At 69.3% G+C, this 26,289-nt stretch carries 19 protein-coding genes; 12 read left to right on the forward strand and 7 right to left on the reverse strand.

Features of this window, described 5'->3' with window-relative positions:
- Nucleotides 1–31 precede the first annotated feature (31 nt).
- From ABZ532_RS19740 to ABZ532_RS19775, 8 genes are all read left to right on the forward strand, one after another.
- A complete protein-coding gene (locus tag ABZ532_RS19740) occupies nt 32–1,252 on the forward strand; it encodes an FAD-dependent oxidoreductase (protein WP_361284877.1) in 1,221 nt (406 codons plus the stop codon).
- Nucleotides 1,249–1,563 (forward strand): (2Fe-2S)-binding protein, encoded by a 315-nt coding sequence (locus ABZ532_RS19745; RefSeq protein WP_361284880.1) that lies wholly within the window; start codon nt 1,249–1,251, stop codon nt 1,561–1,563. The genes ABZ532_RS19740 and ABZ532_RS19745 overlap by 4 nt, the downstream gene beginning before the upstream one ends.
- Complete coding sequence (locus ABZ532_RS19750) at nt 1,544–3,046, forward strand: NAD(P)/FAD-dependent oxidoreductase (protein WP_361284883.1); 1,503 nt, start codon at nt 1,544–1,546, stop codon at nt 3,044–3,046. The genes ABZ532_RS19745 and ABZ532_RS19750 overlap by 20 nt, the downstream gene beginning before the upstream one ends.
- Before the next feature lie 97 nt (nt 3,047–3,143).
- Nucleotides 3,144–4,046, forward strand: coding sequence for a dihydrodipicolinate synthase family protein (locus ABZ532_RS19755; protein WP_361284886.1), 903 nt, complete (start codon nt 3,144–3,146; stop codon nt 4,044–4,046).
- A gap of 36 nt (nt 4,047–4,082) precedes the next feature.
- Nucleotides 4,083–5,084, forward strand: a complete 1,002-nt coding sequence (locus tag ABZ532_RS19760) for a proline racemase family protein (RefSeq protein ID WP_361284890.1) — start codon at nt 4,083–4,085, stop codon at nt 5,082–5,084.
- A 66-nt stretch (nt 5,085–5,150) separates the two neighbouring features.
- The gene (locus tag ABZ532_RS19765; protein WP_361284893.1) at nt 5,151–5,861 is read left to right on the forward strand and encodes a GntR family transcriptional regulator; all 711 of its coding nucleotides are present in this window, start codon (nt 5,151–5,153) and stop codon (nt 5,859–5,861) included.
- A 154-nt stretch (nt 5,862–6,015) separates the two neighbouring features.
- Nucleotides 6,016–7,566 carry an MFS transporter gene (locus ABZ532_RS19770; protein ID WP_361284896.1) on the forward strand — a complete coding sequence of 517 codons (1,551 nt, stop codon included), beginning with the start codon at nt 6,016–6,018 and terminating at the stop codon, nt 7,564–7,566.
- A gap of 307 nt (nt 7,567–7,873) precedes the next feature.
- Complete coding sequence (locus ABZ532_RS19775) at nt 7,874–8,404, forward strand: hypothetical protein (protein ID WP_361284899.1); 531 nt, start codon at nt 7,874–7,876, stop codon at nt 8,402–8,404.
- 142 nt (nt 8,405–8,546) lie between these two features.
- On the opposite strand, the gene ABZ532_RS19780 is transcribed toward ABZ532_RS19775, so the two are convergent.
- Both ABZ532_RS19780 and ABZ532_RS19785 read right to left on the reverse strand, forming a co-directional pair.
- Nucleotides 8,547–10,490 carry an alkyl sulfatase dimerization domain-containing protein gene (locus tag ABZ532_RS19780; RefSeq protein WP_361284902.1) on the reverse strand — a complete coding sequence of 648 codons (1,944 nt, stop codon included), beginning with the start codon at nt 10,488–10,490 and terminating at the stop codon, nt 8,547–8,549.
- A 145-nt stretch (nt 10,491–10,635) separates the two neighbouring features.
- Nucleotides 10,636–11,283, reverse strand: a complete 648-nt coding sequence (locus tag ABZ532_RS19785; RefSeq protein WP_361284905.1) for a TetR/AcrR family transcriptional regulator — start codon at nt 11,281–11,283, stop codon at nt 10,636–10,638.
- A gap of 259 nt (nt 11,284–11,542) precedes the next feature.
- On the opposite strand from ABZ532_RS19785, the gene ABZ532_RS19790 reads away from it, so the two are divergent.
- Nucleotides 11,543–12,469, forward strand: coding sequence for an endonuclease/exonuclease/phosphatase family protein (locus tag ABZ532_RS19790; protein ID WP_361284908.1), 927 nt, complete (start codon nt 11,543–11,545; stop codon nt 12,467–12,469).
- 208 nt (nt 12,470–12,677) lie between these two features.
- Here ABZ532_RS19790 and ABZ532_RS19795 read toward each other — a convergent pair whose 3' ends face one another.
- From ABZ532_RS19795 to ABZ532_RS19810, 4 genes are all read right to left on the reverse strand, one after another.
- Nucleotides 12,678–14,207 (reverse strand): UDP-N-acetylglucosamine 1-carboxyvinyltransferase, encoded by a 1,530-nt coding sequence (locus tag ABZ532_RS19795; RefSeq protein WP_361284911.1) that lies wholly within the window; start codon nt 14,205–14,207, stop codon nt 12,678–12,680.
- A 145-nt stretch (nt 14,208–14,352) separates the two neighbouring features.
- Entirely contained in the window at nt 14,353–15,522 is a 1,170-nt protein-coding gene (locus ABZ532_RS19800) for a low temperature requirement protein A (protein WP_361284914.1), read from the reverse strand.
- Nucleotides 15,523–15,575: 53 nt separating this feature from the next.
- Nucleotides 15,576–15,971, reverse strand: a complete 396-nt coding sequence (locus tag ABZ532_RS19805) for a hypothetical protein (protein WP_361284917.1) — start codon at nt 15,969–15,971, stop codon at nt 15,576–15,578.
- A 164-nt stretch (nt 15,972–16,135) separates the two neighbouring features.
- Complete coding sequence (locus ABZ532_RS19810) at nt 16,136–16,570, reverse strand: VOC family protein (RefSeq protein ID WP_361284920.1); 435 nt, start codon at nt 16,568–16,570, stop codon at nt 16,136–16,138.
- 272 nt (nt 16,571–16,842) lie between these two features.
- Between ABZ532_RS19810 and ABZ532_RS19815 the strand changes: the two genes are divergently transcribed.
- The 3 genes from ABZ532_RS19815 to acnA all read left to right on the forward strand — a co-directional run bounded on the left by ABZ532_RS19815 (nt 16,843) and on the right by acnA (nt 21,900).
- Nucleotides 16,843–17,739 carry an aminoglycoside phosphotransferase family protein gene (locus ABZ532_RS19815; RefSeq protein ID WP_361284923.1) on the forward strand — a complete coding sequence of 299 codons (897 nt, stop codon included), beginning with the start codon at nt 16,843–16,845 and terminating at the stop codon, nt 17,737–17,739.
- Nucleotides 17,740–18,044: 305 nt separating this feature from the next.
- Nucleotides 18,045–18,755, forward strand: a complete 711-nt coding sequence (locus tag ABZ532_RS19820; RefSeq protein ID WP_361284926.1) for a hypothetical protein — start codon at nt 18,045–18,047, stop codon at nt 18,753–18,755.
- A gap of 430 nt (nt 18,756–19,185) precedes the next feature.
- Nucleotides 19,186–21,900: an aconitate hydratase AcnA gene (gene acnA / locus ABZ532_RS19825; RefSeq protein ID WP_361284929.1), complete on the forward strand. Its 2,715-nt coding sequence runs from the start codon at nt 19,186–19,188 to the stop codon at nt 21,898–21,900.
- 114 nt (nt 21,901–22,014) lie between these two features.
- Here acnA and ABZ532_RS19830 read toward each other — a convergent pair whose 3' ends face one another.
- Nucleotides 22,015–25,854 carry a GH92 family glycosyl hydrolase gene (locus ABZ532_RS19830; protein ID WP_361284932.1) on the reverse strand — a complete coding sequence of 1,280 codons (3,840 nt, stop codon included), beginning with the start codon at nt 25,852–25,854 and terminating at the stop codon, nt 22,015–22,017.
- Between the last annotated feature and the right edge of the window lie 435 nt (nt 25,855–26,289).

Below are 26,289 nucleotides of genomic sequence, written 5' to 3' on the forward strand. Positions count from 1 at the left end.
CCACGGGCATGACATGTGACATATTACTGTCGTGCTCACCACACAATCCCGTGGCCTCCTGGACGCCGTCATCATCGGCGCCGGCGTCGTCGGCGCGGCCTGCGCGTACTACGCCAGCCGCGCCGGTCTGGCGGTCGCCGTCGTCGACCGGGGCGCAGTCGCGGGCGGCACCACCGGTGCGGGGGAAGGGAACCTCCTCGTCTCCGACAAGGAGGCGGGACCCGAGCTCGATCTCGCGCTGCTGTCCACCGGACTCTGGCGCGAACTGGCGGAGGTGCTCCCACCGGACACCGAGTACGAACCCAAGGGGGGTCTCGTCGTGGCCCCGGGTGAGAGCGCGCTCGGCGCACTGCACCGCTTCGCCGAACGGCAGCGCGCGGCCGGTGTCACCGCACACGAAGTCCCCGCCGACCGGCTCCGCGAGCTCGAACCCCATCTCGCGCCCGGGCTCGCGGGCGGCGTCCACTACCCCCAGGACGCCCAGGTCCAGCCCGCCAGGGCGGCAGCGCGGCTGCTCGCCGCGGCACACGAGCGCGGCGCGGTCATCCGGCTGGGCGAGGAGGTCACCGGAGTGCTCACCGCACCGGGCGGCGCTGTCCGCGGCGTGCGCACCTCGAGCGGCGGACTCCTCGCGCCCGCCGTCGTCAACGCGGCGGGCACCTGGGGCGGCGCCGTCGCCCGGCTCGCGGGCACCGAGCTGCCCGTACTGCCCCGAAGGGGCTTCGTCCTGGTCACCGAGCCACTGCCACGCGTCGTACGCCACAAGGTGTACGCCGCCGACTACATCGCCGATGTCGCCAGCGGCTCCGCGGACCTCCAGTCCTCCGCGGTCGTCGAGGGCACACCGTCGGGACCGGTCCTGATCGGCGCCACCCGCGAACGGGTCGGTTTCGACCGGGCCATGTCCACCGGGGCGCTGCGCAGGCTCGCCCGCCAGGCCGCGGCACTCTTCCCCGTCCTCGCGGACCTGCGGGTGATGCGGGCGTACCACGGCTTCCGGCCCTACCTCCCCGACCACCTGCCCGCCATCGGGCCCGACCCCCGGGTGCCCGGCCTGTTCCATGCCTGCGGCCACGAGGGAGCCGGTATCGGGCTGGCGCCCGCCACCGGACTGCTGATCGCCGCCGCGCTCAGCGGTGGCCAACAGGTGCTGGACCTGAAGCCGTTCCGGCCGGAGCGGTTCAGCGAGTCGACCGGGCGCGGCCCCGGCGACCCCGATCACCCGGACGGCCGGACAGGAGCGGCACAGTGACCAGAACACCCGTTTCCCTCGTGCGCGCCGAACCCGGTCCTCCCTACGAGATCACCTTCGACGGGCGCCCCATCCGCGCGCTTCCCGGGCAGACCGTCGCCGCCGCGCTCTGGGCCGCGGGCATCCTCGCGTGGCGCACCACCCGTGTGAACGGCGTACCGCGCGGGGCCTTCTGCGGTATCGGCGTCTGCTACGACTGCCTCGCCACCATCAACGGCCGTCCCAATCAGCGGGCCTGCCTGGCGCCGGCCCGCCCGGGCGACACGATCACCACCCAGGAGGGCACCGGCCATGACGACCTCACCGTATGACCTGGCGGTCGTCGGTGCCGGGCCCGCCGGGCTCGCGGCCGCCGTCACGGCCGCCGGACTGGGGCTGCGGGTGGCGCTGCTCGACGCGGGGGAGCGGCCCGGGGGGCAGTTCTACCGCCACCCCGCACCCGCACTCCGCGCCCGGCGCCCCGAGGCACTGCACCACGGCTGGGCGGCCTACGCCGATCTTGAACGCAGACTGGACGTGCTTCGTGCGGCGGGAAGCATCCGGTACCTCCCGGCCCACCATGTGTGGACGGTGCTTCCCGGCGACGCCGGCAGCGCTGACGCCGGCGGCGGTGATGCCGACAGCGCCGATACCGGCGGCGGCACTCCCCGCTGGCGGCTCCACGCCCTGGCGGGCAACCGTGCGGAGGACGAGCGGCCGGTCCAGGTCCAGGCCCGTGCCGTGCTGCTGGCCACCGGTGCGTACGAGCGCCAACTCCCCTTTCCGGGCTGGACGCTGCCCGGGGTCATCGGTGCCGGAGCGGTACAGGCCATGCTCAAGTCCGGGCTGGTACTGCCCGGTCGGCGCATCGTCGTCGCGGGCAGCGGACCACTGCTGCTCGCCGTCGCCGGATCGCTCACAGCCGCAGGTGCCAGGGTGCCCGCCGTGGTGGAGGGGTCGGCGTACACGGCGTACGCCCGGGGGCTGCCCACGCTCCTGAGCGTCCCCGCCAAGCTCGCCGAAGGAGCCCTTCACACAGGTGCGTTGATGAGGCGCGGTGTGCGGATGCTCAGCAGACATGCCGTCACCGAGGCCCATGGCACGGACCGGGTCGAGGCCGTCACCGTCACCAGGCTCGACCGTGACTGGCGGCCTGTGCCGGGCGGTGGCCGGCGTCTCGCCTGTGACGTACTGGCCATCGGACACGGTCTTGTGCCCCAGCTCGAACTCGCCACGGGACTCGGCTGTGCCACCCATCCCACTCCTGACGGCGGCGTGGCGCTGGATGTCGACGCCGAGCAGCGCACATCCGTGACCGGGGTCTGGTCGGCAGGGGAGACGGGTGGCATCGGCGGTGCCGAACTCGCCCTGACGGAAGGAGAACTGGCCGCGTACTCCATCGCCCGTGCCCTGCTTGGCATCCCCGGGAGCCCCCGGCGCGCAGCGCGGCTGACCACCTGCCGTACCCGGTTGAGGGCTTTCGCCGACCTGATGGCTACCGCGCACCGCCCAGGCGCGGGCTGGACCGGGTGGCTCGACGACACCACGACGGTGTGCCGCTGCGAGGAGGTACCGGCCGGGCTGATCAAGGAGGCGGCCGGTGCGCTCGGAGCGCACGACACCCGAACGGTCAAGCTGCTCACCCGCGCAGGCATGGGTTGGTGCCAGGGGCGGATGTGCGGCCCCGCCGTGGCCTGCCTGGCCGAGGCGGAAGCCGGTGCGGATCGCGCCGCGCCGCACTCCGTGGCCGACCGGCGCCCACTGTCCTGTCCGGTGCCTCTGAGCCACCTCGCCGAGCTGCCCGAGTCATCCTGACCGCACTGTCCGGCACTCCCCGCGATCACACCTGCCGATCCACTGACACCGTCAGTCGACCACCTATACAATGTCACACCGTACAAGAGGAGTTGAAATGCCGCTCGCACCTCGCACCCGCCCCTGGCGCGGAATCATGGTCGCCACCGCTCTCCCGCTGCGCGACGATCTCTCCATCGACTACGACGCCTACGCCGACCATGTGTCCTGGCTCGTTGCCAACGGCTGTGACGGAGTCGTGCCCAATGGCTCACTCGGCGAATACCAGACCCTCACGGACGACGAACGGGCCCGGGTGGTGCGTACCGCCGTCGAGGCGGCCGGTGACGGGGACCGGGTGATGCCGGGCGTCGCCGCCTACGGCAGCGCCGAAGCCCGCCGTTGGACCGACCAGGCAGCCGAGGCCGGCGCCGGATCCGTGCTGCTGCTGCCGCCCAACGCCTACCGTGCGGATGAGGCCGCGGTGACGGCCCACTACGCGGAGGTCGCGCGCTGCGGTCTTCCCGTCGTCGCGTATAACAACCCGTACGACACCAAGGTCGACCTCACCCCCCGCCTGCTCGCCCGGCTCCACACCGAGCACAGCATCGTCGCCGTGAAGGAGTTCAGCGGGGATGTGCGGCGCGCATTCGAGATAGCCGAACTCGCCCCGGGACTCGATCTGCTGATCGGTGCCGACGATGTGCTGCTCGAACTGGCCCTGGCCGGTGCCGTCGGCTGGATCGCGGGATATCCCAACGCGCTGCCCCGGGCGTGCGCCACCCTCTACCGCGCCGCCGTCGACCGGGATCTGGAGACCGCGCTGCCCCTGTACAGGTCCCTGCACTCCCTGCTGCGCTGGGACTCCAGGACCGAGTTCGTACAGGCCATCAAGCTGTCCATGGACCTCGCCGGCCGCCCGGGAGGCCCGACTCGTCCGCCACGCTCCCCCCTCACCCCGGAACAGGACGCGGCCGTGCGCGCGGCCACCGAGAAGGCACTCGCCGAAGGCCACCGCTGACCCGCAGCGACAGAGCGAGAAGGGGAAGGGATCCGTATGCGCACCCGCCATGTCTTCCACGCCGTCGACTCCCACACCGAGGGCATGCCCACCCGTGTCATCACCGGTGGCACCGGGGTGGTCCCCGGCGCCACCATGGCTGAGCGGCGTACGTACTTCATCGAGCACCTCGACCACATCCGCACCCTGCTCACGTACGAGCCGCGCGGCCACTCCGCGATGAGCGGCGCGATCCTCCAGCCGCCCACCCGCCCGGACGCCGACTACGGGGTGCTGTTCATCGAGGTGTCCGGGGTGCTGCCGATGTGCGGCCACGGCACCATCGGCGTCGCCACCGTGCTGGTCGAGACCGGCATGGTGCCCGTGACCGAACCGGTGACGACCGTCCGCCTCGACACCCCGGCCGGCCTGGTGAGGGCGGACGTACGCGTCGAGGAAGGGGCGGCCCGGTCCGTCACGCTCACCAATGTGCCCGCGTTCTGCCTCGCACTCGACCGCAGGACCGAGGTGCCCGGTCATGGCACGATCACCTACGACATGGCGTACGGCGGCAACTTCTACGCCATCGTCTCCCTGGACGCACTGGGGCTCCCCTTCGACCGGGCCCGCAAGGACGAGTTGCTGACCGCCTCGCTCGCCGTCATGGACGCCATCAACGCGAGCGACCGTCCCGTCCACCCCGAGAGCCCGCACATCGGCGGGGTCAAGCACGTCTATCTCGCCGCACCGGGCTCCGACGCCGCACGCTCCCGGCACGCCATGGCCATCCACCCCGGCTGGTTCGACCGCTCCCCGTGCGGCACGGGCACCAGTGCCCGAATGGCCCAGCTCCATGCCCGCGGGGAGCTGCCCATCGGCCGTGACTTCGTCAACGAGTCGTTCATCGGCACGGAGTTCACCGGACGGCTGGTCGAGGAGACCACCGTCGGTGCGCTGCCCGCCGTCGTCCCCACCATCACGGGGCGTGCATGGATCACCGGCACGGCCCAGTACTTCCTCGATCCGACCGACCCGTTTCCCGGAGGCTTCCTGCTGTGACAGCGCGACCCGTCGAGCAAACGTCACATTGTACGCTGGCTCCTCGCGGATTCACGGAGGCATGCCATGGGCGACCCGAAGCAGTTCACCCTGATCACAGCCCAGGAACGGTTGCGTGACCAGGTCGCCCACGCGCTGCGCGCCGCCCTCGTGGCGGGTGAGCTCCGGCCCGGGCATGTCTACTCCGCGCCCGGACTCGCCGCCGACTTCGGGACCTCCGCCACACCCGTGCGGGAGGCCATGCTCGACCTGGCGCGCGAGGGCCTCGTCGAGCCGGTCCGCAACAAGGGCTTCCGGATCACCGAGGTCAGCGAGCGCGACCTCGACCAGTACACCGAGCTGCGTGCCCTCATCGAGGTGCCGACCATCGGGAGGGTCACCCAGCTCGCGACGGTGGAGCAGCTCGAAGAGCTCCGGCCGGGCGCCGAGGAGATCGTGACGCGTGCGCGGGATCACGATCTCATCGGATATCTGGATGCGGACCGCCGCTTCCACCTCGGTCTGCTCGCCCTGGCGGGAAACGAGCGGCTGGTCGAGACGGTCGGGGACCTCCGCAAGCGTTCCCGGCTCTACGGGCTGACCAGGCTGGACGAGCGCGGCCAGCTGGTCGCCTCGGCCGAGGAGCATCTGGAGCTGCTCGATCTGATGGTGGCCGGTGACACGGCGGGTGCTCAGGACTGCATGGCCCGCCACCTCGGGCATGTGCGCTCGCTCTGGGCCCAGGCGAGGGACGTACCGGTGGAGCCGCACCCGCGGCACCGACTCGGCAGCCGCTAGCACCCGCGAGCCGCCAGGCCGGGGTGCTCGGCCGAAGCCGCCGACTCGCGGCGGCTTCGGCCGCGGCCTACGGTCGAAGAGTAGGCGTGGGTCCGCCGATCGACCCCACGCCCACCCACCCCTTGCGGCCACGCCCGCCGGGCCGCACCACGCCATGACCAGCCCGCGACCCGCCCCAGCACCGCGGACCACCGCCCCGGAGCGGGGCGGTGGGAGCGTCATGGCGCTGCTCGTCATCGCGTCCTGCCAGCTCATGGTGGTGCTCGACATCACCATCGTGAACATCGCGCTGCCGCACATCCAGACCTCGCTGGGTTTCTCCACCACCGACCTGTCGTGGGTCGTCAGCGCGTACACCCTCACCTTCGGCGGGCTGCTGCTGCTCGGCGGAAGGACGGGGGACATCCTGGGGCGGCGCAGGGTCTTCGTCTGCGGAGTGCTGCTCTTCGTCGTCGGCTCGATGGCCGCCGGGCTCGCCCAGAGCGCCGGTGAGCTGCTGGCCGCCCGCGCCTTCCAGGGCGCGGGCGCCGCCGTCGCCTCCCCGACCGCCCTCGCCCTGATCAGTACGACGTTCACGGAGGGCCCGGAGCGCAACCGGGCCTTCGGCGTGTTCGCCTCCGTCTCCGCCGCAGGGGGTGCGCTCGGGCTGATGGCGGGGGGTGTGATCGTCGAATGGCTGGACTGGCGCTGGGTGTTCTTCGTCAACGTACCGATCGGACTGCTCATCGTCCTTGCCGCGCCCCGCTGGATCGCGGAGTCCCCGCGCCGGCCCGGCACCTTCGACATCGCCGGCGCGCTCACCGCCACGGCCGGAATGGTGCTGCTTGTCTACGGCTTCATCCGCGCGGCTCAGGACGGTTGGCGGGACGCCCTCACGATCGCGTCGTTCGCCCTGGCGATCGTGGTCCTGGCCCTGTGCTCCCGCGTCGAGCGCCGTTCCAGGCAGCCGGTGATCCCGCTGCATCTGTTCGCCGACCGCAATCGCCGGGGGACCTACGCGATGATGCTCAGTCTCGCCGCCGCGATGTTCGGCATGTTCTTCTTCCTCTCGCTCTTCGTGCAGAACGTGCTGGGCTTCAGTCCGCTGAAGGCGGGATTCGCCTTTCTGCCGGTCAGCGCGATCATCGTGACGGGGGCACGAACCACGGCACGGCTGCTGCCCCGATTCGGGCCCAAGCCGTTCATGGTGACCGGCGCCGTGCTGACCACGGCCGGCTTGGTCTGGCTGACCCGCGTCGATGTCCATTCCACGTATGCCGGAAGTCTTCTGGGGCCGATGCTGGTGTTCGGCCTGGGTATGGGGCTCCAGTTCGTGTCGATCACGGTCACGGCGCTCTCCGGTGTCCCCGCGCGGGAATCCGGCGCCGCCTCCGGTCTTCTCAACACCCACCAGCAGGTGGGCGGCTCACTCGGGCTTTCCCTGCTGACCACGGTGTTCGGTACGGCCGCGGGCGAGGAGGCGGCCCGCCAGGCGCCGCTCTTCCTCGCCCGGGCCACCCCCGACGAGAAACTGCGCTTTGCGCAGTCCGGCAGACTCCCGGCGCCCTACGCGGACGCGGTCCTCACGTCCGGGGCGACGACCGCCTTCGCCGTCGCCGCCGTGTTCACGGCGGTCGCCGCGCTGATCGCCCTGTTCGTCATCCGCATCCGCACTGCCGACATCGAACGGCTCAACGGCCGGGGCAGCGGAACCCAGAGGGGCTGAATCCGGCGGGGCGGAACCAGTCATACCACCTGGACCATTCGGGGCACTGCGGTGCTCTCCCTGAGTGACGACCCGGAATATGTCACGGTTCCGGGCGCCGTATCCCTTCATATTCGATGACGAAAGAGGCCGCCGCGGCAGCCGGTGCCGGAATGGCATCCCACCCCACTCAGCCCGTTCTCCGGAGCGAAGTCCTGCCGGGACACCTCCCCAGGTGTGCATTCGGCTCGACTCCGGCTGGATGACATGCAAATGCCTCTGCTTCGGTCTGCTCGCCGGCCTTGTGTGCATGGAGAGGAAAGCACGAATGAAGAAGCTCACTTGGGCAGCCAGGAGCTTGGCGGCCGTGTCCGGAGCCCTGCTCGCGGGCGGTGTCCTGGCCCCCTCCGCGATGGCCAGCACGGACACCCCGTCCGATGGCATGGCCGCAAGCATCATGGCGGTGTCCGGTTACGACTGGGGATACGGCGGCCGTGGCTGCAACTCCGAGCACGACGTGGCCTCCGCCACCGTCGACGACAGCGAGAGCGAGCTGTTCGGCACGGTGTTCACCGCCACGACGGACCGCCGCGGCGAAGGGTTCCTCAACGACAGCCGGGATCCGGCGGACTGGTTCAGCCTCTCCCTGATCCCCGGCGCCCCGGACTGCGTCCAGGATGTCGCTCTGTCGGTGACCGAGGCGGATCCGGACCCGGGAACCCTCTACATCACCGTGGTGGACCACAAGGGTGTGGTCTACCAGGCCGAGTGCAGTGTGTCGGGCACCATCCTCGACGCCACGAACATCGCCGCGGCCTGCGGTGCCGGCTTCATCGAGAACGTGGGTACGCCGGTCTAAGCAGGTACACACCCGGAGCGTGCTTCGTGTCGGCCCTGCCGGTGCGAAGCCGTACGGGCACGGGGATCCGACCGGGGCCGGCCGCCAGCTCGATGGCGGTCGGCCCCGGGGGCTGAGGTCCGGGATCCGACGGCCCGGGTGCTCAGGGGGTGACGATGGCGAAGTGGGTGTCCGCGGTGTCCAGTACGGCGAGCAGCTTCACCAGCAGGCGCGGGTCGCCGGTCATGGTGATGCCCGTGGTCGCCTTGGTGGACAGCATGACGAGGAGCTGGGTCTTGGTCATCGTCATGGTCAGACCCGCCTCCGGGGCGGGCTTGCCGTCGGTGGTGTGGCTGAGAAGGCCGTTGGCCAGCACGAGGTGCCAGTACTCGTCGCCGATGTGCCAGTCGACGGCCAGACTCAGACCCCAGGCCTTGGGGCCGTTGACCCGGACGGCCATACCGTCGATGAGCTGCCCGACCGTGAGCGCCGCGTACACGTCGGCACCCAGGGTCGCATCGGTCCCGGACGTGACGCCCCCGGTGAGTTCCTGCGCACCCGTGAGATAGAAGTTGCGCCACACGGCGTTCTCGGAGGCCTGGCCGAGGCGGGTGTAGACCTCGGCGAGCCGGCGCTTGGCACGCGTGTCCTTGGGGTCGTTGAAGACGGCGTGGTTGAGCAGCGTGACGGCGAAACGCAGATCGCCCTTGCGTGCGTACTGATCGGCGCGGGCCCGTACGGCGGACTGGCCGCCCATACAGGCGACGTAGCGGCGGGCCTCCTCGACGGGAGGGTGTTCCCAGAGATGGGCGGGGTTGCCGTCGAACCAGCCCATGTAACGCTGGTAGATCCCCTTGATGTTGTGGCTGAGGGAGCCGTAGTAGCCGCGGTTGGCCCACACCCGCTCCAGCGCCGGAGGCAGTTCCAGTGTCTCCGCGATCTCGGCCGCGGTCATTCCCCGGTTGATCAGGCGGACCGTCTGGTCGTGCAGATAGCCGTAGAGGTCCCGCTGGTGGGCGAGCAGGGCGACGATGCTGTCATTGCCCCAGGTGGGCCAGTGGTGGGAGGCGAAGGCGACATCGGCCTTGCCTGCGTAGAGGCCGATGGACTCGGTGAGATGGCCGGCCCATGCACGGGCGTCGCGGACCTGGGCGCCGCGGAGGGTGATGATGTTGTGCATGGTGTGGGTGGCGTTCTCCGCCATGCACACCGCCCGCAGGTCGGGGAAGAGGAAGTTCATCTCCTCCTGGCACTCGGTCCCCGGGGTCATCTGGAACCGGATGCGGACCCCGTCGAGGGTGACCTCCTGACCGGACTCGCTGATGTACTCGGTCGGGGCGATGAGTCCCACGCTGCCCACCGACACGGTCAGCCCGAGCCCGCAGCCGACCTGGGCGGCTGCTCCCCTGGGGAGCTGGGTGCCGTACATGTAGGCGGCCCGCCGGGCCATGGCGGGGCCGGCGTAGACGTTCTCGCTGACCGCGTGCTCCATGAAGCCCTGCGGCGCGAGTACGCGGATCCCCGTCCCGCCGTCGGGCAGGACACCGCGGCAGCCGCCGAAGTGGTCGACATGCGGATGGGTGTAGATCATGGCTTTCACAGCGCGATCGCCCCGGTGGGCGCGGTAGAGCCCCAGCGCGGCGGCCGCGGTCTCCGCGGAGATCAGCGGGTCGATGACGATGATCCCGGTCTCGCCCTCGACGATGGTCATATTGGACAGGTCCAGGCCACGGACCTGGTAGATCCGCTCGGTGACCTGGTAAAGGCCCTGTCGGGACAGCAACCGGGCCTGTCGCCACAGACTCCTGTCGACGCTCTTGGGCGGGGTCGCACCACCCTCGGCGAGGAAGCCGTAGGCGTCCGTGCTCCAGACGGTCGTGCCGGCCTTGTCCTTGATCGCGCCACCGGTGAACGCCGCGATGAAGCCACGGTCCGCGTCGGCGAAGTCCTGCTCGTCGTCGTAGGCAAGGCCGTCGGTGTGTGTCGGCGAGGGGGTACCGGCACGGCCTTGTCCGGGCAACGCCTGGGCGGTCTGCGGGTTGAGCGCGACTGCCGCGGCTGCGGCGCCCGCTGCGGTGACGAATCCGCGCCGGTCAATCGGGGCCATGGTGCACGTTCCCTTCTCGCAAGGATCGGGCCCGGTCCCCATGGGGCGAGGGCCGCACCGTAGTGCAGTAGGACTGCAACAAGAGTCGAAGCGTCACTATTGCAGCCACGGTGAAATAAAAGAAGATGTGTGGCGCAAGTTCCGCTCAGCCCTCCGCGGCGGCGCCGAGCAGCGCCCGCAAGGTCCGGCCCATCGCCCTCCGGGCCGCCGCCTCGCCCAGGCCCCGCCGGCTGCGCAGATGCTCCCAGGCTCCCCACGACGACGCGGCTTCCATGGCGTCCAGCAACCCGCCCGCCCGGCGCGCTCCTGGCACCTGGTGCAGCTCCGGACCGAAGGTCCGAGCCAGGTCATCCCGCAGCCAGGTGTCCCCCCGGGCCATGACCCGGCGCAGGCCCGGCGAGTCCGACTCCAGCCCGAGGCCCTCCCTGCGGATCGGCGTCATCACCTCGTACATCCGGCCACGCTGAGACACGAACGCCCGCACCTTGCGCACCGTGCCCTCCTCAGGGGGCACCGGCTCGGACAGGGCCCGCCATCGCTCGGCCTGCCGCTCGGCGGCCGCCGTGAAGAGCGCTTCGCGGTCCGCGAAGTGCACGAAAACGCTTCGTTCCGACACTCCGGCCCGCTCCGCGATGGCCTTCCCGGTCGGCTTGCGCACACCCTCCGAGACCAGGTCCAGCAGTGCGTCCAGCAGCACCGCGTTGGTCCACTCCGGATCGCGTCGCCATCGGCGCTGCCGTCCCGAAGCGGGGGCGCCGGGGGTGGGTTCGTCTCGATCGTCTCGTGCCTTCACAGTGCACATGGTCTCAGGGGCTACACTCCCGCCGTCCGAACCCGCGCCGGGTCGCTCACGCGGTACGGCCCGCGCGTCGGGCGTCGGTCGGCACCTTCGGAAAAGCCTGCCCGAACGGTTTACAAAGCCTTCGACGCATCGTCATAGTGCTTCACTCGTAAGGGAGTTCACCGCCGAAGCGGTGGTGAGCAGACAGCGTTTGCTCGTGTCGGCGTTCGTTTCGCAAAAGTTCCGACGGAAAATTCCCCCGAAGGGCCAGATGGTGTCCAGACTTCGTACACAGCGCAGAAGCGCCGTCATCGCCGTCGCCGTGGTGTCGGTGGCAACGGCCATGGCGACGATGCCGACGGCGCACGCCGGCGCTTCGTCCCAGGCGGCGACCGGCACCTTCACTACCCTCAGCTACAACGTGGCGGGCCTCCCCGAGCCGCTTTCAGGCAGCAGTCCGGACAAGAACACGAAGCTCATCTCGCCCCGGCTCAACGCCTACGACGTGGTCAATGTCCAGGAGGACTTCGCCTACGACGACGATCTCCGCAAGCACGACGAGCACCCCTACCGGACGAAGGCGTCCGCCAAGGGCTGGATATTCGGGGTGCCGTTCTCCGACGGCCTCAACACCTTCTCCGACTTCAGGCAGAGCAACCTGGACCGCGAGGACTGGGACAAGTGCACGGGCACCAACTGCCTGACGCCCAAGGGCTTCAGCTTCGTACAGCTTGAGATGCCCGGCGGTGCCACGCTCGACCTGTACAACGTCCACATGAACGCCGGGTCCGGCTCGGCGAAGGAACTGCGCGTCCGCCGGGACAACACCCGCCAGCTCTCGGAGTACATCCAGAAGCACTCCGCGGGCCATGCCGTCCTCGTCATGGGCGACATGAACAGCCGCTACACCCGCTCCGGGGACATCATCCGCGAACTGCGGGACGACAACGGATTGACCGACGCCTGGGTGGAGCTGATCAACGGCGGGAAGACCCCGGACATCGACGACAACGCGCCCACCTGCAAGACCGAGAACGCGTGCGAGGTCATCGACAAGATCCTCTACCGCAGCGGGTCGGGCCTCGACCTGAAGGCGACGTACTACAACAACGAGTACGCGAAGTTCCTCGATTCGAAGGGCCAACAGCTCTCCGACCACAACCCGTCGACCGTCCGGTTCACCTACAGCGTCCGGTAGGGGCCTGCGACGCCCGGCCGTGAGCCCGCACCGCGGCCGGGTGCACGTCGACTTCGCCCTCGCAGGCGTTGTCACCCCGGCGGGGTGACAACGCCAGCCGCGCGCGAGTACGCAGGGCCGTCAACCGTGTCTTCCGCAACGGCGATGACACGGTTGACGGCCCCCAGACGACCCAGGACGGAGGAAGGCCTCCCGACCTGGAGGTGCATCAGATGTCGCGGAAGATCTCGATCTGCGCGCCCACCGAGTTCAGGCGCTCTGCCAGATCCTCGTAACCGCGGTTGATGACATAGACGTTGCGCAGCACGGACGTGCCCTCGGCCGCCATCATCGCCAGCAGCACGACCACGGCGGGGCGCAGCGCTGGCGGGCACATCATCTCGGCGGCGCGCCAGCGGGTCGGGCCCTCGACGAGGACGCGGTGGGGGTCGAGGAGCTGGAGGCGGCCACCGAGGCGGTTGAGGTCGGTGAGGTAGATCGCGCGGTTGTCGTAGACCCAGTCGTGGATGAGGGTCTTGCCCTGGGCCACCGCGGCGATCGCCGCGAAGAACGGCACGTTGTCGATGTTGAGGCCGGGGAACGGCATGGGGTGGATCTTGTCGATCGGGGCTTCCAGTTTGGACGGACGCACCGTCAGGTCCACCAGCCGGGTGCGGCCGTTGTCGGCGGTGTACTCCGCGGTCCGGTCGTGGTCCAGGCCCATCTCCTCGAGAACCGCGAGCTCGATCTCCAGGAACTCGATCGGCACCCGGCGGACGGTCAGCTGCGATTCGGTGACCACGGCCGCGGCGATGAGGCTCATCGCCTCCACCGGGTCCTCGGAGGGGGAGTAGTCGACGTCCATGTCGATACTGGCCACGCCGTGCACGGTCAGTGTGGTGGTGCCGACCCCGTCGATCCGTACGCCCAGCGCCTCGAGGAAGAAGCACAGGTCCTGGACCATGTAGTTGGACGAGGCGTTGCGGATCACGGTGACGCCGTCATGGCGTGCGGCGGCGAGCAGGGCGTTCTCGGTCACGGTGTCGCCGCGCTCGGTCAGCACGATCGGGCGCTCGGGGCCGGCCGACGGTTCCACGACCGCGTGGTACAGGCCCTCGGTGGCGGTGATGTCCAGTCCGAAGCGCCGCAGGGCGATCATATGGGGCTCGATCGTGCGGGTGCCGAGGTCGCAGCCGCCCGCGTACGGGAGGCGGAAGCGGTCCAGCCGGTGCAGCAGCGGGCCGAGGAACATGATGATCGACCGGGTCCGGCGTGCCGCGTCGGCGTCGATGGCGTCCATGTCCAGCGTGGCGGGCGGGACGATCTCGAGGTCGGTGCCGCCGTTGATCCAGCGGGTCCGGACTCCGATGGAGTTCAGCACTTCGAGGAGCCGGTACACCTCCTCGATACGGGCGACCCGGCGCAGTACCGTGCGGCCCTTGTTGAGCAGCGAGGCGCACAGCAGTGCCACGCAGGCGTTCTTGCTGGTCTTGACGTCGATGGCACCGGACAGCCGGCGCCCGCCGACGACGCGCAGATGCATGGGGCCGGCGTACCCGAGCGACACGATCTCGCTGTCGAGGGCCTCGCCGATACGGGCGATCATCTCAAGACTGATGTTCTGATTGCCACGCTCGATGCGGTTGACTGCGCTCTGGCTGGTGCCGAGCGCCTCGGCGAGCTGCGTCTGCGTCCAGCCACGATGCTGCCGGGCGTCACGGATGAGCTTGCCGATGCGTACGAGGTAGTCGTCTGCCATAGCGGCAGGCTATCTCAGATATGAGATGACCTGCCCAATGGGGTGGACCATATGGGTGATGCCTGGTCTTGATGCTCCATTACTCCACGAACTAGAACAAAAGGTGCGGTCCATTCGGGTGAGTCACCGTGCGCGTGCACCGTCGTCACACCATCCCGGCCACGAGCCGACGGCGTGCCATCGCCTTCGCGTACAGCAGATGGGCGATGGCCTCGGCCGCCAGGACCAGCACGACCAGCCACGGCGCCAGATGCCCACCGAAGACGACCACCAGTGCCGGGATGCCGACGCCCGGCACCGCCCAGACCGCTACGGAGCGCACCGTCCTTCCGTAACGGAGCGCGATGGCGGCATGGGTGAGGTGGTACAGCGCGAGACCCCCGGCCAGGGCGATCAGCGCACCCTGCGGCAGATGGGCATGGCCTGCCTCGTCCACGGCCGTGGCGAGGCCGCCCGCCACGCAGATCACCGAGGCGGTTACGAAGAAGTGCAGGAACCCCGCGACATCACGGGCCAGCACAAAGGCGGCGCGTCCCCGCGCCGCGCCCAGCATGAGCTCCACCGCGGTCGTGCCGAAGTCGAAGTACGACCACCAGAGCGCAGCGAGCAGCACGAAGCCGAGCAGTGCCGTGACGCCCGCCCGGGCCGTCCAGGTGTGGTCCGCCGACGTGATCAGCGAGAGCACCGACTCGCCGAGCACGATGATCACGAAGAGTCCGACCCGCTCCACCAGGTGGCCCGTGTGCAACTGCCGCGCGACCCCGCTGCCTCGCGCGGTGAGCAGCAGCACCACCTCCGCGACGATGAGCACCGCCCACATGGCATACCGCCAGGGACCCGGCACGAATGCCGAGACCACCCACAGCACCCCGGACACGAGGCAGTAGCCCAGCGGCCGCCACTTCGGCACCCGCATCGGTCCGGTCAGGCGGGTCGCCGGCCACCACAGCCCCAGCAGCACGAACCGGGTCCCGGCGTAGCCGATCGCGTACGCGGGCCCCCGGTCCCCGGTCGCCTCGGGCACCGCCGCCGCCATCAGGGCGAGGCAGGCCATCGCCGAGAGCATCAGCAGCCGGCGGCGGGCGCCGTCGTCGGCGAAGAGGTTGGCCGCGACCGTGAAGTTGATCCACATCCACCACGGCGGGAAGTAGAGCGCGAGGAAGACACCGAAGTCCTGCGGGCTCGGGTCCCCGTGCAGGGTGTGGGACAGCTGGGCCGCGAAGGCGACGAAGACGAGGTCGAAGAACAGCTCGAGCCAGTCCGCGTGCCGTTGCTCAGGCGTGGCGCTCTCGGGTGCTGCGGAGGTGGTGGTCACCGGCCCATTGTGCGAGAGGGGGCGGCGCACTTCGAGCCGGTGGGCCGGCGCCGCTACGTGTTCCACGCGTCGGCGGGCTGGTCCAGCTCGCGCAGCGCCTGGGCGTGGGCGCTCATCCGGATGCCGAGGCTGCCGCTCGTGAAGAGCGCCACACCGGCGACCGACACCGGCACAGACAGCCCGAGCACGGCCAGGGCCTCAGGCCAGTCGCGTTCGTTCGCACACTGGTAGCCCCTGTACACACCGCCGTTGGCCGTACCCCGATCGGTGAACAAGCGTGATTCGCACTCGTCGGGGGAACGGTGGTCCTCGCCCGCCTCGTACGGCGTGAGCAGCAACAGCGCACACCACGTCCAGAGGAGCGCGGACACGGCCAGCAGGGCGATGCCCCAGGCACGTATCCGCCCGTTCCTGTCACGGAAGTCGAGGTCGTACTCGCGTGATCGCATGCCGGGCGAGTCTAGGTGACGCCTGTGGCCGGTCCGGGAGGTCTGCCTCAGGGCTCGCCCGTTCCTGGCACCTGATCCGGCGATCCGCGCCACAGCGCCCCGGCGGGTCGGGCGGTCCCTCGCCCCGGACCATGGGGGCAGACGCGAGGACACGTCGCCGCCCCTCAGTCGAGACAGAACTCGTTGCCCTCGACGTCCTGCATCACGATGCAGGACTCGTTCTCGTCATCGGCGGTCAGCAGCCGCACGCGTACCGCGCCGAGCGCGACCAGCCGTGTGCACTCGGCCTCGAGTGTGGCGAGGCGCTCTTCACCCACGAGCCCGGTGCCGACCCGCACGTCAAGATGAAGCCGGTTCTTGACGGCCTTCCCTTCGGGAACGCGCTGGAAGAACAGTCGCGGGCCCACACCTGAGGGATCAGTACATGATGCGAACGCCGGACCCTGATGCCCGGGCGGCAGTGAACGATCGAAATCTTCCCAGGTGGCGAACCCCTCCGGCGGCGGTGCGGTGTACCCCAGCACCTCGCACCAGAAACGAGCGACGCGCTGCGGTTCTGCGCAGTCGAAGGTGACTTGGAACTGCTTGATCGACGCCATCGGCTCACCATAGTGAGGCGTGTCGTTCACCGACACCCCGGGGGTTGCAGGTGAACAACGTCAGATCGAGGTCTCGCCCCGAGGTACGTGTCAGGCACCGGCGTCGCCGGGGTCCCGCGCGGCTGGTTCGGCGTCGAGCGGCGGCCATGCGGCGCCCGGTTCAGCTGAGACTTGCGGATGCCTGGAATCTCGGGTGATGGGGCCCGGGCCGGATGGATGCCGGATGCTGTCTCAGTGGGAACTGGTCCGGCTCTCGATGGTTGAGTGAGATCATGGACGGCTTCGAGATCAATGAGAACGTGGTGCGCTCTCTGGTGCGTGAGCAGCATCCGGACCTAGCAGGCCTGGATCTGCGTGAGGTGGTCGGCGGTTGGGACAACCAACTGTGGCGTCTTGGAGACGAGTTGGCCGTGCGCATGCCACGCACGGAGCGTGCGCCGTCCCTGCTGCGCAAAGAGCACCGGTGGCTGCCCGCCCTGGCACCCCGCCTTCCGCTACCGGTCCCGACCCCCATGCGGATCGGTGAACCGTCCGCACGTTTTCCGCGGCCGTGGACCATCGCGGCATGGGTTGCCGGCGAACCAGCCGACCGCGCCCCGATCAGCCACGACCGCGCGGCCGACACGCTGGCGGGCTTCCTCAAGGCGCTCCATGTGAAGGCACCGGTCGAGGCACCGGTCAGTCCCGATCGCGGCGTTCCCCTCAGGACGCTCACGGACGGTTTCGGCAAGGGACTCGCGGAGGTCGCCTCCGGAGGCGTTGCCGCTGACCTCCGGAAGGTCCGGGACGTCTGGGACGAGGCCGTTGCGGCTCCCGATTGGGAGGACCCGCCGGTATGGCTGCACGGCGACCTTCATCCGGCGAATGTCGTCGTCTCGGACGGCACGCTTTCGGGCGTGATCGACTTCGGTGACATGTGCGCCGGTGATCCGGCGGTCGATCTCGCGGCTGCCTGGGTGCTCCTTCCCACGGGCGCTGTTGCACGGTTCTTCGAGGCGTACGCACACGCGGACGGGGCGACGATCCGACGCGCACGAGGGTTGGCCGCCGCGAAAAGCCTCTTTCTGATCCTCATGGGTCGGGCCGGGGAGCGGGGTCTGCCCGGCGGCAAGCCGACATGGGGACCCGCAGGCTGGGCGGCGCTTGACCGCGTTCTGGCGTCGATCTAGGAGGCCGGCGGACCTTCACGTCGACTCAGCTTCCGGTGGCCCCGCCCGGGGTTCGTTTGCCAAGGGACACCCAGGTCACCTGAGACCGCAATCGGGTCGGACCAGACCACCTGCGGAGGAGTCCTTGGCGTGGGGTGGGTGCACCCGCCCGATCCGGCGCCCTGACGTCATCCTTCGGCCGCACCCTTCCATCGGCCGTACGGCGGAGCCGAGTTCGCCTGTGGAGCGATCCTTGGCGACCCCCGTCACTGGAATCGTCATTACCGAACGGGCCATTCCAGGGCCCCCGGAACCGAGGATCGACCATGCAGCCGCTCCAGCACTCCGAAGAACCCACTGCCGCCCGTCCCGGACGGCTCCGCGCCGCATGGCGGGCCGCACACGAGCCCGTCACCGGTGTGTCCCGACGGATGCGACTCGCCGCCTGCGCAGTGCCGTTCATCGTCCTGCCTGCCAGCATCTGGCGGCTGCCGGCCGCGCTCGACGAGGGGTTCGGCCTCGGCGAGCGGGCTTACGTCGTCGCCCTGTCGCTTCTGTCCGAAGTCCTCGCCTTCACCGCGATCGGCCTGATCGCCCGCTGGGGTGAGGTGTTCCCGCGATGGATCCCGTTCCTGCGCGGTCGCCGGGTCCCGACGATGGCGGCAGTCATCCCGGCCGCCATCGGGGCCACGATCCTCATACTCGTGTTCACCTTCCTCTTCATCGTCTCCGAGATCAGGGGCACCTCGATCCAAGGCGACGACCTGCCGGTCGGCTCCCCGACCCTGGCCACCGGCTGGGAGGCTGCCTGGTACTACGTCTGCTACACGCCGCTGAGCTTGTGGGGGCCGTTACTGGCCGTGCTGACCGTCGCGTACTGGCAGCGCCGTCGCGCGGCTGAGAACGCGCCCGCGCCGACGTCAGTGTCGGACGCCGTCGGTCTGCCGCCACTCGCCTGTGTGATCAAGGACCGAGGCGAGCACGCCTGTCGAGAAACGACCGCGGAAAAGCGTCGAGGGTCGATGAACCGGACCTGATCAACAGAGGCAGCGTCCGGCGCCCTCTCGCCCAAGGCCAGGGGAGATCGCCGGCGCTCGCTCACCGCGTCCACGTACGACAGTGAGACGTGCGGCCCTGCAAGATCCACCCCCAGCCGGTACAGCCACCCGCACCCCGGTTCGATGGCCCGCGCGGGTGGGTTCACTGAGACGGAAGGTCAACGCCTGGGCGCGCCGAGTGATCGTCTCGACGGAATGGGAGCGGTCACCGGCATCCGGGCATGACCGCTCAGCGGTCATGTACTAGAGTTATCTCGACATCGAGATATCTGTGAGAAGGCGTACCGCACTCCTCATTCGTTGCGACCGCTGGTAAGGGCGACCTAACTAAGTCTTACCTTAGCGGATCGGTAGCAGCCACAGGCGGCAGGATGCGGTTCGTACGCGCACATGGAAAAAGGAGACTGTCGTGTCGGCGAACAGCTTCGACGCCCGCAGCACGCTGCGCGTGGGCGACGAGTCGTACGAGATCTTCCGGCTGGACAAGGTCGAGGGCTCCGCGCGCCTCCCTTACAGCCTCAAGGTCCTGCTGGAGAACCTGCTCCGCACCGAGGACGGCGCCAACATCACCGCCGACCACATCCGGGCTCTCGGCGGCTGGGACTCGCAGGCGCAGCCGAGCCAGGAGATCCAGTTCACGCCGGCCCGCGTGATCATGCAGGACTTCACCGGTGTGCCCTGTGTCGTGGACCTCGCCACCATGCGTGAGGCCGTGAAGGAGCTCGGCGGCGACCCGGCGAAGATCAACCCGCTGGCCCCGGCCGAGCTCGTCATCGACCACTCCGTGATCGCCGACAAGTTCGGCACCCCGGACGCCTTCGGTCAGAACGTCGAGCTGGAGTACGGCCGCAACAAGGAGCGCTACCAGTTCCTGCGCTGGGGCCAGACCGCCTTCGACGAGTTCAAGGTCGTCCCGCCCGGCACCGGCATCGTCCACCAGGTGAACATCGAGCACCTGGCCCGCACGGTCATGGTGCGGGGTGGCCAGGCCTACCCCGACACCCTCGTCGGCACCGACTCGCACACCACCATGGTCAACGGCCTCGGTGTGCTGGGCTGGGGCGTCGGCGGTATCGAGGCCGAGGCCGCCATGCTCGGCCAGCCGGTCTCGATGCTCATCCCGCGTGTCGTCGGCTTCAAGCTCACCGGTGAGCTCACCCCCGGCACCACCGCCACGGACCTCGTGCTCACGATCACCGAGATGCTGCGCAAGCACGGCGTCGTCGGCAAGTTCGTCGAGTTCTACGGCGAGGGCGTCGCCGCGACCTCGCTCGCCAACCGCGCCACCATCGGCAACATGTCGCCGGAGTTCGGCTCCACCGCCGCGATCTTCCCGATCGACGGCGAGACCCTGAACTACCTGAAGCTGACCGGCCGAAGCGAGCAGCAGGTCGCCCTCGTCGAGGCGTACGCCAAGGAGCAGGGCCTCTGGCTGGACCCGGCTGCCGAGCCTGACTTCTCCGAGAAGCTGGAGCTCGACCTCTCCACCGTCGTCCCGTCGATCGCGGGACCGAAGCGCCCGCAGGACCGTATCGTCCTCGCGAACGCCGCCCAGCAGTTCGCGCTGGACGTCCGCAACTATGTGGACGACGCCGACGAGGCGGGCATGGAGTCCTTCCCGGCCTCGGACTCCCCGGCCGCCGCCAACGGCGTGCCGACCCGCCCGACCACCGTCACGGCCCCCGACGGCACCACGTACGAGATCGACCACGGCGCCGTCACCGTCGCCGCGATCACCTCCTGCACCAACACCTCGAACCCGTACGTCATGGTCGCCGCCGCGCTGGTGGCCAAGAAGGCGGTCGAGAAGGGCCTGACCCGCAAGCCGTGGGTCAAGACCACCCTTGCCCCGGGCTCCAAGGTCGTCACCGACTACTTCGACAAGGCGGGCCTGACCCCGTACCTCGACAAGGTCGGCTTCAACCTGGTCGGCTACGGCTGCACCACCTGCATCGGCAACTCCGGCCCGCTGCCGGAGGAGGTCTCCAAGGCCGTCAACGAGCACGACCTGGCCGTGACCTCGGTGCTCTCCGGCAACCGCAACTTCGAGGGCCGGATCAACCCCGACGTCAAGATGAACTACCTGGCGTCCCCGCCGCTGGTCGTCGCCTACGCCCTCGCGGGCTCCATGAAGGTCGACATCACCCGTGACGCGCTCGGCACCGACACCGAGGGCAACCCGGTCTTCCTGAAGGACATCTGGCCCTCCGAGGCCGAGGTCAACGAGGTCGTGGCCAACGCCATCGGCGAGGACATGTTCAACAAGTCCTACCAGGACGTCTTCGCGGGTGACGCCCAGTGGCAGGCCCTGCCGATCCCGACCGGCAACACCTTCGAGTGGGACGCCGAGTCGACCTACGTCCGCAAGCCCCCGTACTTCGAGGGCATGACGATGGACACCACCCCGGTCACCGACATCACCGGCGCCCGTGTCCTGGCCAAGCTGGGCGACTCGGTCACCACCGACCACATCTCCCCGGCCGGTGCGATCAAGGCCGACACCCCGGCCGGCAAGTACCTCACCGAGCACGGTGTGGAGCGTCGTGACTTCAACTCCTACGGCTCCCGCCGCGGCAACCACGAGGTCATGATCCGCGGTACGTTCGCCAACATCCGCCTGCGCAACCAGATCGCGCCGGGCACCGAGGGCGGCTACACCCGCGACTTCACCCAGGCGGACGCGCCGGTGTCGTTCATCTACGACGCCTCCCGCAACTACATCGACCAGGGCATCCCGCTGGTCGTCCTGGCCGGCAAGGAGTACGGCTCCGGCTCGTCCCGCGACTGGGCCGCCAAGGGCACCGCGCTCCTCGGCGTCAAGGCCGTCATCGCCGAGTCCTACGAGCGCATCCACCGCTCGAACCTCATCGGCATGGGCGTGCTCCCGCTCCAGTTCCCCGAGGGCACCTCGGCCGAGTCCCTCGGCCTGACGGGCGAGGAGGCCTTCTCCTTCACCGGTGTCACCGAACTCAACGAGGGCATCACGCCGCGCACCGTCAAGGTCACCACGGACAGCGGTGTGGAGTTCGACGCGGTCGTCCGCATCGACACCCCCGGTGAGGCGGACTACTACCGCAACGGCGGCATCATGCAGTACGTGCTGCGGAGCCTGATCCGCAAGTAAGGCCCACCGCGGGGTCCATCGGACCCCGCTGGGAGGTCTTCCCGGCCGCCATCCGCTTCGACGGATGGCGGCCGGGGTGTTTGCGGCGCGGGGCGGGCGCTGGGGCGACGGCCGCTACGCGATCAGTTCGATCTCCGCGAGTGAGGCGCCTGCGGCGGGGACCAGCCGGTACTTCTCGTAGGTCCCCGGCCGCCCGACCGTGAACACCCGGGTCTGCCGGTCCCAGGCGAAGGACTCACCGGACCGCTTGTCGACGTCGGTCCAGGTGGTGCCGTCATGGGAGCCCTGGAGCACCCAGCCCGACGGCGCCGCGCCCTTCGCCGACGACGTGAGTGTGTACTGGACCGCGCGGGCCCCGGAAACGAGGGGTAGCTCCATGGGCACTGATGCCTCCAGCGACCCCTCCGTGGTGGAGGTGTTGTCGAAGAGCGGGCCGGGGCCGCTGGTCCTGTCGCGCCGGGGCTCCGGCGCCCTGTCGTCCTCGGTGATGGACACCGGAGCGGCATCCCGCCCCGTTCCCCAGAGAGAGGGCTGCGGGCCCATGGCGAACTCCACTGTGCCGCCGCGTGCGAGCAGGTCGTGCGGCAGTGCGGTGGAGCTCCAGGGCCGGCCGTTGACCCGCACGCCCTGGACGTAGATGTTCCGCGCGCTGTTCCGTGGGGCCTTCACCACCAGCTCACGGCCGTTCTCCAGGCGCACGGTGGCCTTGGTGAAGAGAGGTGACCCGATGGTGTAATCCCCGCTGCCCATCACCAGTGGATAGAAGCCCAGTGCGGAGAAGAGGAACCAGGCGGACTGCTCGCCGTTGTCCTCGTCGCCGTGGTAGCCCTGGCCGATCTCGCTGCCGGTGTAGAGGCGCGAGAGCACCTCGCGCACCTTCTCCTGCGTCTTCCACGGCTGGGAGGCCGCGTTGTACATGTAGGTGACGTGGTGGGCGACCTGGTTGGAGTGCCCGTACATGCCCATCCGTACGTCCCTGGCCTCCGTCATCTCGTGGATGACGCTTCCGTACGAGCCCGCGAACTCGGGCGACGCGGTCTCCGGGGTGGCGAAGTAGGTGTCCAGCTTCTTGCCGAGCCCCGCCCGGCCGCCGTACAGGTTCGCCAGGCCCCGGGTGTCCTGGGGGGCGGTGAACGCATAGCCGTACCCGTTGGTCTCGGTGTAGTCGTAGCCCCAGACCCTGGGGTCGTACCGGTCCGGCGGGACGCGCCACTCGCCCTTCAGGTCCCGGCCCTGGAAGAAGCCGGTCCTGGAGTCGAACAACGTCACATAGGTGCGTGCGCGGTTGAGGAAGTACGCCGACTCCTCCCGGTAGCGCGGCTTGTGCGTCTTCGCGAAGAGGGCGTCGGCCATCCGGGAGAGGCCGTAGTCGTTGAGACAGCCTTCCAGGGACCAGGACAGGCCCTCGTGGGTCTCCGTCGATGCGTAGCCGATGAAGGGGGAGGTCTCCATGCCCTTGCGGCCCACACCCTTGTGCGGTGGTGCCACGGTCGCGTTCTTGAGTGCCGCCTCGTACGCGGTCGCGGCGTCGAAGCCCCGTACGCCCTTGACGTACGCGTCGGCGAAGGCGACGTCGGACGAGGTCCCGGTCATCAGATCGGCGTAGCCGGGGGATGACCAGCGGGAGATCCAGCCGCCGTCCCGGTACTGCTGGACGAAGCCGTCGACCAGCTCGCCCGCCTTCCCCGGGGTCAGGAAGGAGTAGGCGGGCCAGGTGGTCCTGTAGGTGTCCCAGAAGCCGTTGTTGACGTAGACCCGGCCGTCGACGAGTTTCGCGCCGGTGTGGGTCGGGGTGTCCGGGCCGGTCTGCGGTGAGAAGGGACTGGCGTACACGTCCTTTCCGCCGGCCTTCTCGAAGCCGGAGTTGGGGTAGAGGTACAGCCGGTAGAGCGAGGAGTAGAGCGTCACCAGCTGGTCGTGGGTGGCGCCCTCGACCCGGACGCGGCCGAGGATGGCGTCCCAGGCGTCCTGCGCACGGTCCCTGACCCGGTCGAAGTCGGCCGAAGCAGGGATCTCCTGGACCAGGTTCCGCTTCGCCTGGTCGACGCTGATGAGCGAGGTCGCGATCCGCAGTGTGACGGTGCGGTCCGCACCGGCGTCGAAGCGCAGATGTCCCTTGACACCTGCCGACGAGGACCCGGTGACGGGCGCGTCGAACACTCCGTACACGAACAGCCGGGTCGCTCCTGTGGAAAGGCCGCTCTTGACGTCGGAGTAGCCGGTGAAGGAGCTGGTACCGGCGTCGAGGGTGAGCCCGGCCTGCTCGGTGACGTTGTCGAACAGCACCGATGCCTGCTCGTCCGGGTAGGTGAACCGCATCATCGCGGCGTGGTCCGCAGGGGCGATCTCGGTCTTGAGCCCGTTCTCGAACGTCACCCCGTAGTAGTGCGCACGCGCGGTCTCCTTCTCGTGGCGGAAGGGGAGGGCCCGGGCGGTGCGCGAGGTGTCGGGTGTCCCGGTGGCTGCCGACGGCATGAGCTGGAAGGTCTGCCGGTCGCCCATCCAGGGGCTCGGTTCATGGCTGGCGCTGAACGCCTGGATGGTGGGCAGGTTGTCGGTGTTGTTGGCCCGGGCGTACTCGTACAGCCAGCTCAGCGAGCCCGCGTTGGTGACCGGTGTCCAGAAGTTGAAGCCGTGCGGCACCGCGGTCGCCGGGAAGGTGTTGCCGCGAGAGAACGAGCCGCTGGAGTTGGTCCCGCGGACGGTGGAGACATAGTCGGACAACCGTCCGGGCCGCTCCGGGAGCGCCTCGGGGGCGAGCCTGATGTCGTCGATCCAGCCCTGGAACCTCGCCGGGCCGGCGGGGGAGTCGTACGCCACCAGGATCCGGTCCACCGTCCTGCCGGCCGCGACGGAGCCGATCCGGGAGGCGACCTGGTTCCACTGGTTGGCGTAGAGCCGCTTGGCCGCGCCCTGGCCCTGCGGCGTCAGCAGGCCACCGTGCGAGTCCACCGCCCGGAGGTCACTCAGATAGGTGCCGTCGGTGAACGCGAGGTCGACGGACACATGGGTGGCGGGGTACTTGAGATCCGTCTCCGCCATCGAGGGGAAGACCCGGTAAGACAGCTCCGTGTCCCCCCGCACGACCGTGTCGACGTCGAAGATCTTGTTGTACGAGTACGCCCGTGCGTCGGCCTTGTGGGTGCCCGCGTACCTCAGTGCCCGCTTGCCGGTGAAGCCCGCGTTCGCCTTCGCCGTGGGCGAGCCCCCGGGGCCCCGGTCGACCAGGCTGCGCATGTCCTCGGGCACCGGGGTGCCGGTGTCGCCGTCGGAGAACTGGACATCGGCCAGCTGGGTGGCGTCGGACGCGCCGTTGTTCGCGGTGATCTCCAGCCGGTAGTGGGAGTACACGGCTGTGGTGGCGGCGTCGATGTCGTACGGCCGGGTCTGGAGGCGTTTGTCGAAGCTCTCCCCCGTGCGGGAGTCGAGGGTCTTCCAGTCCCTGCCGTCCGCCGAGCCCTTGAGCGTCCAGTCCCTGGGGTCGCGCGCGGCGAAGTCGTTGGCCGAGGTCAGCGCATAGGTGACCACCTTGACCGGGGCGTCCATGTCGAATTCGATCCACGCGGTGGTCCGGAAACCCAGCCATTTGGTCGAGGGCTGGAGGTCGACCAGATTCTCCTTGACCTCACCGCCGCCACTGTTTTCGTCGCTGACGCGAAGCCCGGTGACCTGGTCCGTCACATTGCCCGGAATTCCGGAGGCGAATCCGCCGTCCACACCGGATGACCGCTTGGCTCCACCTGGTCCCGTCTCCACGGTGTTGCGCCAGTCGGGCTGCTCTTCGTCCGCTTCGAAGGAGGTGGTGAACTCCGTTTCAGGGGGCCCTGGTTGAGAAGGCGCCCGGACCGGAACGGCGACGGCGGCGGACTGGCCCGTCACCATCAGCAGGGAACCGGCCACCACCAGGGCGGCCGTGCGGAGTCGTCTGTGCCGAGGGCTGGATCTGGGCCGCATACCGAGGCTTTTCCTCCCGCCGAAGCGAATCCGGACCGCGCCTGACCCTGTTGGACCACATGGGTGGACAACGTTGTCAGATCTCTTGCGCAGGCTCCAGTAGGGAGGCAAGTGCCGCACGGTGTCAAGGGTGTTGACGGTGTGGCAGGTTCGGAATCGGCCGTTTCGATGAGATTCTTGATCGCGCATGGATGAGGGGTGGAAACGGCGGCAGAGAGGAAGGGCTCGGGCGGTGCTTCCGTATCCGTGAGATCTCAACTCGGGAAAGTCTGGCGGCCAACCTTGTTTTCGATCTTGCTCAGCCGACCGCAAGTGGACTATACCTGTCGGCGTCCGCCTCCCGAACGTCCGTACCCCCGCGGCGGCGAGCCGGGAGCCCTTCCCGTTCCCGCCGCGCCTCACTGAACCCCTGCACGACCCAGCTTCAGCAAAAGA

The organism is Streptomyces sp. NPDC019396 (genome assembly GCF_040632375.1).
Lineage (GTDB): Bacteria > Actinomycetota > Actinomycetes > Streptomycetales > Streptomycetaceae > Streptomyces.